The sequence below is a fragment of the Nocardia sp. NPDC058666 genome (assembly GCF_042714895.1).
GTDB lineage: Bacteria > Actinomycetota > Actinomycetes > Mycobacteriales > Mycobacteriaceae > Nocardia.
This window is the reverse complement of record NZ_JBHXRY010000007.1, coordinates 52,603-63,904: the sequence shown is the minus strand read 5'-3', so window position 1 is coordinate 63,904 and position 11,302 is coordinate 52,603. Positions and strand designations below refer to the sequence as shown.

The following is an 11,302-nucleotide window of genomic DNA, read 5'->3' as shown; positions in this document are numbered from 1 at the left end:
ACTCGTGATGCGAGCCCCGAGCGCGACGGAATAACCTGGGGCAATGACAGCTGTTGCAGAACGCTCACTCGGACCGGAACTGGCGCGCACCGAAACCCTCGCCGCGGACACCGACGTGCTGGTGATCGGGTTGACGTCCTCGGAGAACGGACCGGCCATCGTGCCCGCCGACCTGTTCGGCGATGTGCTCACCGCGCAGGTCCGCGCGGAACTGCTGGACGCGCTGGGCTCGGTCGGTGCCAAGGGCAAGCCCGAGGAACTCACCCGCGTGCCCGCGCCGTCCGCGCTGGCCAACGTCGGCAGTGTGCTGGCGGTGGGACTGGGCGCGGCCGACAAGGTCGACGCCGAACAGGTGCGCCGCAGCGCCGGTGCCGCCGCCCGCTCGCTGGCAGGCACCGAACTGGTCGCCACCACGTTGTCGGGCATCGATCTGGGTGCCGCGGCCGAAGGCTTCTACCTCGGCGCCTACACCTTCCCCACGTTCAAAGCCAAGAGCGCGCCCAAGCCCGACGAGCAGCCGGTCGTGCGTGTCGAATTGCTGGTTCCCACACCGGAATTCGGCACCCTGGAACTGCTGCGCGCCCAGCTGGTGGCCGAGGCCATCGCCACCGCACGCGATTTCGTGAACACCCCGCCCAGCGCCCTGTACCCCGCCGAGTTCGCCGATCGCGCCCGTGTGCTCGCCGAGGCGGCGGGCCTCGAGGTCGAGATCCTGGACGAAAACGCGCTCGCCGCAGCCGGTTACGGCGGCATCATCGGCGTCGGCCAGGGCTCCTCGCGCCCGCCGCGGCTGATCCGCATCACCTACGCGGGCGGCCCGAAGAAGGTCGCGCTGGTCGGCAAGGGCATCACCTTCGACACCGGCGGCATCTCGATCAAGCCCGCCGCCAATATGGAGAACATGACGTCGGACATGGCCGGCGCGGCGGCGGTCATCGCGACCGTGCTGCTGGCCGCGCGGCTGGGTCTGCCGGTCACTGTCACCGCGACCGTTCCGATGGCCGAGAACATGCCCTCGGCTACCGCGCAGCGCCCCGGCGACGTGCTCACCCAGTACGGCGGTACCACCGTCGAGGTCATCAACACCGACGCCGAAGGTCGCCTGATCCTGGCCGACGCCATCGTGCGCGCGGTCGAAGACGACCCCGACTACCTCATCGACGTCGCCACCCTCACCGGCGCGCAGATGGTCGCCCTTGGCACCCGCACGCCGGGCGTGATGGGCACCGAGGAATTCCGCGACCGCGTCGCCGCGACCTCGCGCGAGGTCGGCGAGAACGGGTGGGCCATGCCGCTGCCCGCCGAACTGCGCGCCGACATCAATTCCAAGGTCGCCGACCTGGCCAATGTCGCACCGCACCGCTGGGGCGGCATGCTGTCGGCCGCGCTGTTCCTCAAGGAATTCGTGCCCGAGGGTCTGCCGTGGGCGCACCTCGACGTCGCAGGTCCGGCCTACAACACCGGCGGCCCGTTCGGCTACATCGGCAAGGGCGGCACCGGCGTTCCCGTGCGCACGCTGATCACCGTGATCGAACAGATCGGCGCCGAGTAGTCAGTCCCCCAGTTCGGCTTCGCGAGCCCGCCGCGCTTCGATACGGCGGCGGGCATCGAAGTCGCGCATCCGTTGCGGATATCCGGTGCGGTTCACGTCGTAGACCGGAATCTTCAACGCACCGGCCAACCGCCGCGCGCCCTTCTCGCCGACGATCCGACGGGTCCATTCGCCGTCGGAAGCGACCAGCACCGCTGTGACATCGGTCACAGTCGTCCGCGGTTCGATGAACGCCTCGACCCCACGCCGCGCCCGCGCCCAGTCCGCCAGCGCGCTCACCTCCGACGCGCCCGCCCGCGCGACTGACCTGCTCGCACCGCGCCCAACGCGGAAACGATCCAGCAAACCCATCCGGCCCGACCTCCTACATTCCGGCGGAATTCTGCTCACCGCCGTACATTCCATGGTGCCAGCTTCGCCCGGATCGCCGCCCTGCGCTACACCGGCGGCGAGCGAGTGCAAGGATGGTTGCCGGAACAAGAACCAACGTTTCCCGGGTGCTCCGCCGAGACCGGCGGGGTGGACGAAAGCCGCGACCCGCGACGAATGTCCGCCGGGTACACACTGCAGAGGAGTCAGAGGACATGGCCTTCTCCGTCCAGATGCCAGCCCTTGGTGAGAGCGTCACCGAGGGAACGGTGACCAGGTGGCTGAAGCAGGAAGGGGACACGGTCGAGGTCGACGAACCGCTGCTGGAAGTCTCCACCGACAAGGTCGACACCGAGATCCCGTCGCCCACCGCGGGCGTGCTCTCCAAGATCGTCGCGCAGGAAGACGACGTCGTCGAGATCGGCGGTGAACTCGGCGTGATCAGCGATGCCGACGAAACCCCCACCGAAGCCCCCGCGCCCGCCGCGGCACCGGCCCCCGCGCCCGAGCCCGCACCGGCTCCCGCCGCCGAGCCTGCCCCGGCCGCCGCGCCTGCCGCTTCCGCGGCTTCGGGCACGCCGGTGAAGATGCCCGAGCTAGGCGAGTCCGTCACCGAAGGCACCGTCACCCGCTGGCTCAAGGCCGTGGGCGACACCGTCGCGGTCGACGAGCCGCTGCTCGAGGTGTCCACCGACAAGGTCGACACCGAGATCCCTTCGCCGGTCGCGGGCACGCTGCTCGAGATCACCGCGCAGGAAGACGATGTCGTCGATGTGGGCGGTCAGTTGGGTGTGATCGGTAGCGGTCAGCCCGCCGCCGCCGCGCCTGCTCCGGCACCGGCTCCCGCCCCGGCACCGGCTCCCAAGCCCGCCGCCGCGGCGCCTGCTCCGGCACCCGCGCCCAAGCCCGCTCCGGCTCCGGCCCCCGCACCGGCACCGGCACCGGCCCCCGCGCCGGCCCCGAAGCCCGCTGCGGCTGCGAAGCCCGCCGCGGCCCCGGCCTCGTCGAACGGCAGCACCCCGTACGTCACCCCGCTGGTGCGAAAACTGGCCGACGAGAACAACGTCGACCTGTCGACCCTCACCGGTTCCGGTGTCGGCGGCCGCATCCGCAAGCAGGACGTGCTCGCCGCCGCCGAAGCCAAGAAGGCGCCCGCCGCACCGGCTCCGGCCGCTGCCGCAGCACCCGCGGCCCCGGCCAAGCAGTCCGCCGCCCCGAAGCTGGCCGCCCTGGTGGGCACCACGCAGAAGGCCAGCCGGATCCGGCAGATCACCGCGACCAAGACGCGCGAATCGCTGCAGTCCACCGCGCAGTTGACCCAGGTCCACGAGGCCGACGTCACCAAGATCGCGCAGCTGCGTCAGCAGGCGAAGGCCTCGTTCAAGGCGCGGGAGGGCGTGAACCTCACGTACCTGCCGTTCTTCGCCAAGGCCGTGGTCGAAGCGCTGGGTGTGCACCCGAACGTGAACGCCTCGTACAACGAGGACACCAAGGAGATCACCTACCACGCGTCGGTGCACCTGGGTATCGCGGTCGACACCGAGCAGGGTCTGCTGTCGCCGGTCATCCACAACGCCAGCGACCTGTCGCTGGCAGGCCTGGCCCGCGCGATCGCCGACATCGCCCACCGCGCGCGCACCGGCGGGCTCAAGCCCGACGAGCTGTCGGGTGGCACCTTCACCATCACCAACATCGGTAGCGAGGGCGCCTTGTTCGACACCCCGATCCTGGTTCCGCCGCAGGCGGCCATGCTCGGCACCGGCGCGATCGTGAAGCGCCCGGTGGTGGTGACCGACGAGACCGGCGGCGAGTCCATCGGCGTGCGTTCGATGGTGTACCTGCCGCTGACCTACGATCACCGTCTCATCGACGGTGCCGACGCGGGCCGGTTCGTCTCCACCATCAAGCACCGGCTGGAAGATTCGGCGTTCGAGGCCGATCTCGGCCTGTAGTCGAGGAATCGCATGAAGGTGGTCATTGCCGGTTCGTCCGGCTTGATCGGCACGGCGCTCGTCGCGGCATTGCGCCGCGACGGGCACCAGGTCTGTCGTCTGGTGCGTCGCCCCGCCGCCGCGCCCGACGAATACACGTGGGATCCCGCGCGCGCCCAGCTCGATGAGCGGGCGTTGCGCGGGGCCGACGCGGTGGTGAACCTGTGCGGCGCCGGTATCGGTGACCGTCGCTGGAACGGCGGCTACAAACAGTTGCTGCGCGACAGCCGCATCACCCCCACCGATGTGCTGGCCGCCGCAGTCGCCGCCGCCGGTGTCCCTACCCTGGTCAACGGCAGCGGCGCGCACTTCTACGGCAACGACACCGGCGACGCCATCATCGACGAAACCTCCCCTGCGGGAACAGGTTTCCTGGCCACGCTGTGTCGCGACTGGGAAGCCGCCACCGAGCCCGCGGTCGAGGCGGGCGTGCGCGTGGTGCTGGTCCGCACCGCCGTGGTGCTGTCACGTAACGGTGGAATGCTCAGCAAACTGCACCCCCTGTACTGGCTGGGCCTGGGCGGACGCCTGGGCAGCGGCCGCCAGTACTTTCCGTGGATCTCCCTCGATGACGAAGTGGGCGCGATCGTTTTCGCACTCACCCACCCCGAGATCTCCGGCCCGATCAACGCCACGGGCCCCGCCCCCGTCACCAACGCGGAATTCAACCGCGCCCTCGGCCGTGCGCTGAACCGCCCGGCCCCGTTCATCGTCCCCGGCTTCGCCCTGCACGCGCTGGTCGGCGAGCTGGCGGACTCGATCATGCACGGTCCTCGCGCCATCCCCGCCGTGCTGGAAGACGCCGGTTACACGTTCGCACATCCCACTATCGGCGCCGCTCTATCGGCCGCCGTCGGCCCACAGTGAGTTCTTCATGCTGATCCGCGACGCCGACAAGGCCGACCTGCCCGCCGTCCTGACCATCCACAACACCAACATCGCCGAGTCGACAGCGCTGTGGGACACCGCCGAAGTCGACCTCGACGACCGCCTCACCTGGTTCGCCGATCGCACCGCGGCCGGGATGCCGATCCTGATCGCCGAGATCGACGGCGAGGTGGCCGGTTACGCCTCCTACGGCCAGTGGCGCCCCAAGTCCGGCTTCCGCTTCACGATGGAGAACTCGGTCTACGTGGACAGCCGCTTCCATCGCCGCGGCGTGGCCACCGCTCTGCTCACCGAATTGATCACTCGCGCAACAGATTCCGGCCGCGTCCACGCCATGATCGCCGCCATCGAAACCAGCAACGCCGCATCCATCGTCCTGCACGAACGCTTCGGTTTCACCACCGTCGGACAACTCCCCGAAGTCGGCTACAAATTCGGCCGCTGGCTGGATTTGACCCTGATGCAACGCAACTTCCCCGTCGAACCCTGACCCGGGCCGAAAGGCGCGGCGACCAGCCTTCGCCACCATCCGCCGGTGGGCGTAACGTCGCAACGGTGAACGACACGCGCCCCACCGCGTCCGCTCGATTCGATACGACCCCGATCGTGGTCGAGGATCTCGGACTCATCGATTACCACGCCGCCTGGGACCTGCAACGGCAGACCGCCGATCAGCGCGCCGCAGCAGAAGGTGCCGACCGACTGTTCCTGCTCGAGCACCCGTCGGTCTACACTGCGGGCCGCCGCACCGAAACCGAGGACCTGCCCATCGACGGCAGCCCCGTGGTGCAGGTCGACCGCGGCGGCAAGATCACCTGGCACGGCCCCGGCCAACTGGTCGGCTACCCGATCATCCGACTGGCCGAACCCGTCGATGTCGTTCACTACGTACGTCGCCTCGAAGAGGCACTGATCCAGGTGATCACCGGTCTGGGCATCACCTGCGGTCGCGTGGAAGGCCGCTCCGGTGTGTGGCTGCCCGCCACCGAGCTGCTGGCCGAACGCAAGATCGCCGCGATCGGTGTGCGCGTGCAACGCGGCGTCGCCCTGCACGGCATCTCCCTGAACTGCAATTCCGCCCTCGACGGCTTCCAGGCGATCGTGCCCTGCGGCATCAAAGACGCGGGCGTGACCACTCTGACCCGCGAGCTCGGCCGCGAAGTCACCGTCGCCGAACTCAAGCCGCTGGTGGCCGCCGCGATTGTTGCCGCGCTCGACGGTGAAATTCCCGTCGCACCCCATGACATTGATCGCACCACCACCCCCGCCGCCGCGCAGGCCCCGAGCGTAGAGTCGGTCCGGTGAGTTCCGTAGACGCCTCTGCCCCCGCCGGACGCAAGCTGCTTCGCATCGAGGCGCGCAACTCCGAAACCCCGATCGAACGCAAACCCAGCTGGATTCGCACCCGCGCCACCATGGGCCCCGAATACACCGAGCTCAAGAGCCTGGTGAAATCCGAAGGCCTGCACACCGTGTGCGAAGAAGCGGGTTGCCCCAACATCTTCGAATGCTGGGAAGACCGCGAAGCCACGTTCCTCATCGGCGGTGAGCAGTGCACCCGCCGCTGCGATTTCTGCCAGATCGACACCGGCAAGCCCGCCGCCCTCGACCGCGACGAACCCCGCCGCGTCGCCGAGAGCGTCCAGTCGATGGGCCTGCGCTACTCCACCATCACCGGTGTGGCCCGCGACGACCTCGACGACGGCGGCGCCTGGCTCTACGCCGAAACCGTGCGCGCCATCAAGGCGATCAACCCCGCCACCGGCGTCGAACTGCTCATCCCCGACTTCAACGCCGACCCCGCCCAACTCGCCGAGGTCTTCTCCGCGCGCCCCGAGGTCCTGGCGCACAACCTGGAAACGGTCCCGCGCATCTTCAAGCGCATCCGCCCCGCCTTCCGCTACGAACGCTCCCTGGCAGTCATCACCGCCGCCCGCGAAGCAGGCCTGGTCACCAAGTCCAACCTCATCCTCGGCATGGGCGAAACCCCCGAAGAGGTCACCGAGGCCATGCGCGACCTGCACGAAGCAGGCTGCGACATCCTCACCATCACCCAATACCTGCGCCCGTCGCCCCGCCACCACCCCGTAGACCGCTGGGTCAAACCCCAGGAATTCGTCGACCACTCCAAGGTCGCCGAAGACCTCGGCTTCGCCGGCGTCATGGCAGGCCCCCTGGTCCGCTCCTCCTACCGAGCGGGCCGCCTCTACGCCCAAGCCATGACCCACCACGGCCGAGAAATCCCGGAAACCATGTCGCACTTGGCCAAGGAAGGCACAGCCTCCCAGGAAGCCAGCTCGGTCCTGGCCCGCTTCGGCAGCTGACTTAGAATAAGGGTCCCCTCACCCCCTCGGAAGGACCCATGTCGAAGTTCGAGAACGTCTCCGTGAACAAGAAGGCCAACGTCTACTTCGACGGCAAGTGCGTCAGCTACAGCCTCGAGTTGCCCGATGGCGCCTCGGTGTCGGTCGGCGTGATCCAGCCGTCGTCGCTGCGCTTCACCACCGGCGCACCGGAGATCATGGAACTGGTCGCGGGCCAGGCCAACGTGACACTGGCCGGCGAGACCGAGGCCGTCACCTACCGTGCCGGTGAGTCGTTCAAGGTGCCCGGCGACAGCGCCTTCGACATCGAGGTCGTCGAGACGATGCACTACGTCTGCTACTACGGCTGACGAATCCGAGCCGGGGCGACCACATCGGTCGCCCCGGCTCAGCTCTATTTGACCTGGAACTCGTCCTTGTACAGCCGGTTCGGCCGAGGCGCGGTGGCCTCGCTCAATTCCACCTGAAAGTCGCTGTCGCGCTTGGTCCGTGGCCGGTAGCTACCACCGAAGGTGATCATCACCGACCCGCCGACACTGTTCACTCCGCGTGCCGAACTGGTCTCCCGACCCGCGTTGAACACCGTGGCCACATCACGCCCGTCGTTGCCGACCGCGATCGTGCCGTCGTTGAAGAACTGGACGAACGTGCCGTTGTCCGCGCCCACGGTCGCGGCGATCGTGTGACCCTTCTCCGGGTCGAGCTCGAACTCCGCATCACACTGCTGCCGCCGATCCACCGGTCCGGGCGATCCGAGCGTGCGCCCGATCCCGAGCAGCACGGTCTCGCCGAGGGCGTTGTGCCGCTCGCGACCTTCTTCGGTCCATAAATGGCTGGTCGACCAAACCTTCACGCGCCCGTCATCGAAAAGCGACACCCGGTCGTCGGTGCCGTTGCTGATCAGATATTTCGCACTGTTGGGGGCCATACCCCCATCTTCCTCGCTTTCGCGGACCACGGTTACCGGTTCGCGGCCAAACTTCGCGATCGCGCCGTCAGTAGCTCTTGTGCGGCACCCCGACCGTGAGCCCACCGTCCACCACGAACTCCGCCCCCGTCGAGTACGACGACTCGTCCGATGCCAGATACGCCACCAGCGCCGACACCTCATCCGCGTCCGCCGCCCGCTTCAACGGAATCTGCAGAAAATCCGCCGGAATCCCCTCGGTCATCGGCGTCGAAATCAACCCCGGATGCACCGAATTCACCCGAATCCCCTGCGCCGCGAGCTCGAGCGCGGCGGACTTCGTCAACCCCCGCACCGCGAACTTCGTCGCCGTATACCCGTGCAGCCCAGGACTTCCCCGCATCCCCTCCACCGACGAGATGTTCACAATCGACCCACCGTCGGTCATCGCAGGCACCGCCGCCTGCATCCCGAGAAATGTCCCCGTCAGATTGATATCGATGATCCGCCGCCACTCGTCCAACGCGAAGTCCACGAGCCGATTCCCATTGACGATCCCCGCGTTGTTCACCAACACGTGCAGCCCCCCCGAACTCCTCGACGGCAGTCGCAACCACCGCACCCCACTGCTCCGGCTCCCGAACATCAAGGTGCCGATACACAACACCGAGTTCCTTTGCGACAGCGGCACCTTCGTCATCGAGCACATCCCCGATCACCACCGAAGCACCCTCAGCAACAAACCGCCGAGCGTGTGCGGCCCCCATCCCCCGAGCCCCACCACTGATCACCGCAACCTTGCCGGCCAACCGTCCCACCGCACAACCTCCTCATCGATGTCTGGACACCGTACGAGGACAACGGTTTTCGCGAGGCGATATGACGACCGCGGGCGAAGATCAGCAGGCGATGTTCGCCGCGCCGGACCCTTCGAACGAAATATGCACGTGGTCATAGTGATTCTGCGTCGGGCTGCCGCGATCCTCCATGAAGGACCAGCCGTTGCCGTCGTTGTACCGCTGCTGCCAGATCACATACGTGACCCCGAAGCGCGCCTTGTTGGCCAGCACGAAGTCCGCGATCGTGGTGCCCAGCGCGTAGTTCGACGTCATCACGTCCAGCGCCTGCCCCGCACCGTGGTCACCGTCGTAGCGACCGTGCGCACCACCGATATCGCTGACCCCGAACATCTTCTGCAGCAGATTGCCCACCTGCGCCACGTGCGGCAGAGTCCCGTTGAACTCCGTCCCGCACAGCACCTTCACCTTCAATGCCGACAGCGCCGCCATCTCGTCGTCGGCCCGCACGATCGGCGCCGCCTGCGGTGCGTCGTGGATGGGCGCGGCCGCGATCGGGTCGGGCTCGATCGCGGAGGTCGTATGCGGTTCGACCGAAGCCACCGCCTCGACGTCGGCACCGGGCCGCAACGTCATCAACAACATTCCAGGGATGGTGGCGGCCAGACTGCAGACAGCCAGCGGCATACGACTCTTGGGAGCCGACGGTTTGCGATGCGAAGCAGTCACGTTGTAGATCACCAGTCATTGTCGAGAACAGGTCACTGAAAGATTACGAAATGGTCGCGGAAAAGTCACGCCCAGACGCACACTACACAGTCGGACCAGCATCTATCACCGAACGCGATCCCGCAATCCTTGCGCCGCGTGTCGTTACAGTTGCCCCGACGGTGCGTCGCCGCCACCCGCGAACCCCGCTCGCGGCAAAGGTTGCTGACCTGCGATGCGTCGCCGATCCCCGTTGCTAGGGTCGAATCGTGAGCGACGCATCGGCCCCCGCGAGCCCGTTCGGCAATGTCAGCCCCTTCCGCGACACCCACCGTTCGCGTCGCCGAGCACCCCGCACCGACGTGGTGACCTTCGAAGTCCGCGTCACCCTCGCCGACACCATGCCCCCGGTCTCACGCACCCTCGCGGTGGCCTCGGACCTGTACCTGGACGAACTGCACGACATCATCCAAACCGCGTTCGGCTGGAACGACTCCCACCTGCACGGCTTCAGCAGCGACCCCCACTACTACGGCACCGATTTCGAGCAATACCTGTGCCCACAACAGGTAGACCTCGGCGACGCACCCGGCATCCCCGAAGAACAGGTGCGCCTGGACGAACTCCTCCGCAAACCCACCGACACCCTGACCTACTGCTACGACTTCGGCGACAACTGGCTCCACACCATCACCCTGAACCAGATCACCGACCGCACCCCCCACGACCACCGAGCCATCTGCCTCGACGGCGCCCGCCCCGCACCCGCCGAGGACAGCGGCGGCCCGCACGGTTACGAAATGCTCGCCGCCGCCAACGACCCCGAGCACCCCACCCACACCGCCGCCCGCAACCACATCGCCGAGCTCTACGGCCCCGAAACCAACCCCGCCGACTGGGCCCCCATCCCCCTCGACATCGACGCCGTGAACCACAACCTCACCACCTTCGGCACCGGCCCGACAACCCGCACCGGCGAACCGAGCACCCCGATCCCCGCCCCGCTCAGACCCCTACTGGCCGCGGCCCCCCACCCACTGCGCCGCTCGCTCCAACGAATGATCAACGCCGCCAACCTGACCGACCCCATCACCCCCGACCTGGCCGACGCCACCGAGTTCGCGAAACCCTATGTCCGACTATTAGATCGAATCGGCGACGGCGTAAAGCTAACCGCCGCAGGCTATCTCCCACCGGCAGTAGTCCACGAAATCTTCACCGACTTCGGCTTCGACAAATCCTGGATCGGCAAAGGCAACCGCGAAGACCACACCCCCCAGGTAGCCGACCTCCGCCAATCACTGACCCGCCTCGGCCTACTACGCAAACACACCGGCAAACTCCTCCCCACCAAACTAGCCACCACCACCCACCACAACCCAATCCTGCTGTGGCACCACATCTCCCAACGCTTCCCCGCCATCGCCGGCCCACCCCCACGCACAGACCGCAGCTTCGAACACGAGGCCCTAGCCCTCCTGATGCTGGCCATAGCCACCAACGCCACCCACCCCCTGAACACCATCGCCCCCACCCTCACCGCCGCCGGCTGGCGAATCCACGGCGACCCAGTCACCCCCCTCACCGCCTACGCCCTGATCCGCCCCACCATCGACCTACTGATCCACAGCGGCCACCTGATCCCCCACACCCACTACGACCCCTCCCCCACCGTCAGCGGCCCACCAGCCCGCGACTTCGCTAGGGCGGTGCTGGCCGCGACCCTCTGATCCGTCCGAATCGCGCCCGTTCAACTCGTTCCTTCG

The 11,302-nt window shown here is 67.7% G+C and carries 11 protein-coding genes and 1 pseudogene; 8 read left to right on the top strand and 4 right to left on the bottom strand.

Going from position 1 to position 11,302, the window contains the following annotated elements; translation table 11 throughout:
- The first annotated feature begins 43 nt into the window (after positions 1-43).
- Complete coding sequence (locus tag ACFWVD_RS17950) at positions 44-1,552, top strand: leucyl aminopeptidase (protein WP_379244073.1); 1,509 nt, start codon at positions 44-46, stop codon at positions 1,550-1,552.
- Here the strand turns inward: ACFWVD_RS17950 and ACFWVD_RS17945 are convergent, their stop codons facing one another.
- On the bottom strand, positions 1,553-1,903 hold the full coding sequence (locus ACFWVD_RS17945; protein WP_379244071.1) for an oxidoreductase: 351 nt from the start codon (positions 1,901-1,903) through the stop codon (positions 1,553-1,555).
- Between the two features lie 233 nt (positions 1,904-2,136).
- Here ACFWVD_RS17945 and sucB point away from each other — a divergent pair, with 233 nt between their 5' ends.
- From sucB to ACFWVD_RS17915, 6 genes are all read left to right on the top strand, one after another.
- The gene (gene sucB / locus ACFWVD_RS17940; protein ID WP_379244069.1) at positions 2,137-3,873 is read left to right on the top strand and encodes a 2-oxoglutarate dehydrogenase, E2 component, dihydrolipoamide succinyltransferase; all 1,737 of its coding nucleotides are present in this window, start codon (positions 2,137-2,139) and stop codon (positions 3,871-3,873) included.
- 12 nt (positions 3,874-3,885) lie between these two features.
- A complete protein-coding gene (locus tag ACFWVD_RS17935) occupies positions 3,886-4,779 on the top strand; it encodes a TIGR01777 family oxidoreductase (protein ID WP_379244067.1) in 894 nt (297 codons plus the stop codon).
- Between the two features lie 7 nt (positions 4,780-4,786).
- Positions 4,787-5,290: a GNAT family N-acetyltransferase gene (locus ACFWVD_RS17930; RefSeq protein ID WP_379244065.1), complete on the top strand. Its 504-nt coding sequence runs from the start codon at positions 4,787-4,789 to the stop codon at positions 5,288-5,290.
- Positions 5,291-5,355: 65 nt separating this feature from the next.
- Complete coding sequence (gene lipB / locus ACFWVD_RS17925) at positions 5,356-6,105, top strand: lipoyl(octanoyl) transferase LipB (RefSeq protein ID WP_379244063.1); 750 nt, start codon at positions 5,356-5,358, stop codon at positions 6,103-6,105.
- Positions 6,102-7,124, top strand: coding sequence for a lipoyl synthase (gene lipA, locus ACFWVD_RS17920; protein ID WP_379244061.1), 1,023 nt, complete (start codon positions 6,102-6,104; stop codon positions 7,122-7,124). Before lipB ends, lipA begins: the two co-directional genes overlap by 4 nt.
- Before the next feature lie 38 nt (positions 7,125-7,162).
- The gene (locus ACFWVD_RS17915) at positions 7,163-7,474 is read left to right on the top strand and encodes a pyrimidine/purine nucleoside phosphorylase (protein WP_379244057.1); all 312 of its coding nucleotides are present in this window, start codon (positions 7,163-7,165) and stop codon (positions 7,472-7,474) included.
- A gap of 44 nt (positions 7,475-7,518) precedes the next feature.
- On the opposite strand, the gene ACFWVD_RS17910 is transcribed toward ACFWVD_RS17915, so the two are convergent.
- The 3 genes and pseudogenes from ACFWVD_RS17910 to ACFWVD_RS17900 all read right to left on the bottom strand — a co-directional run bounded on the left by ACFWVD_RS17910 (position 7,519) and on the right by ACFWVD_RS17900 (position 9,473).
- Positions 7,519-8,052, bottom strand: a complete 534-nt coding sequence (locus tag ACFWVD_RS17910) for a hypothetical protein (RefSeq protein ID WP_379244055.1) — start codon at positions 8,050-8,052, stop codon at positions 7,519-7,521.
- A gap of 67 nt (positions 8,053-8,119) precedes the next feature.
- A pseudogene (locus ACFWVD_RS17905) lies at positions 8,120-8,849 on the bottom strand (SDR family oxidoreductase).
- A gap of 81 nt (positions 8,850-8,930) precedes the next feature.
- Positions 8,931-9,473 carry a hypothetical protein gene (locus tag ACFWVD_RS17900; protein WP_379244053.1) on the bottom strand — a complete coding sequence of 181 codons (543 nt, stop codon included), beginning with the start codon at positions 9,471-9,473 and terminating at the stop codon, positions 8,931-8,933.
- A 332-nt stretch (positions 9,474-9,805) separates the two neighbouring features.
- Between ACFWVD_RS17900 and ACFWVD_RS17895 the strand changes: the two genes are divergently transcribed.
- The gene (locus ACFWVD_RS17895; protein ID WP_379244051.1) at positions 9,806-11,266 is read left to right on the top strand and encodes a plasmid pRiA4b ORF-3 family protein; all 1,461 of its coding nucleotides are present in this window, start codon (positions 9,806-9,808) and stop codon (positions 11,264-11,266) included.
- Positions 11,267-11,302: the final 36 nt, after the last annotated feature.

Bases quoted from the DNA above. Each gene is read 5' to 3' on its own strand.
- ACFWVD_RS17910 (WP_379244055.1), bottom strand. From the start codon at position 8,052: ATGGCCCCCAACAGTGCGAAATATCTGATCAGCAACGGCACCGACGAC.
- ACFWVD_RS17900 (WP_379244053.1), bottom strand. From the start codon at position 9,473: ATGTTGTTGATGACGTTGCGGCCCGGTGCCGACGTCGAGGCGGTGGCT.
- ACFWVD_RS17915 (WP_379244057.1), top strand. From the start codon at position 7,163: ATGTCGAAGTTCGAGAACGTCTCCGTGAACAAGAAGGCCAACGTCTAC.
- ACFWVD_RS17930 (WP_379244065.1), top strand. From the start codon at position 4,787: ATGCTGATCCGCGACGCCGACAAGGCCGACCTGCCCGCCGTCCTGACC.
- ACFWVD_RS17935 (WP_379244067.1), top strand. From the start codon at position 3,886: ATGAAGGTGGTCATTGCCGGTTCGTCCGGCTTGATCGGCACGGCGCTC.
- sucB (WP_379244069.1), top strand. From the start codon at position 2,137: ATGGCCTTCTCCGTCCAGATGCCAGCCCTTGGTGAGAGCGTCACCGAG.
- ACFWVD_RS17950 (WP_379244073.1), top strand. From the start codon at position 44: ATGACAGCTGTTGCAGAACGCTCACTCGGACCGGAACTGGCGCGCACC.
- ACFWVD_RS17945 (WP_379244071.1), bottom strand. From the start codon at position 1,903: ATGGGTTTGCTGGATCGTTTCCGCGTTGGGCGCGGTGCGAGCAGGTCA.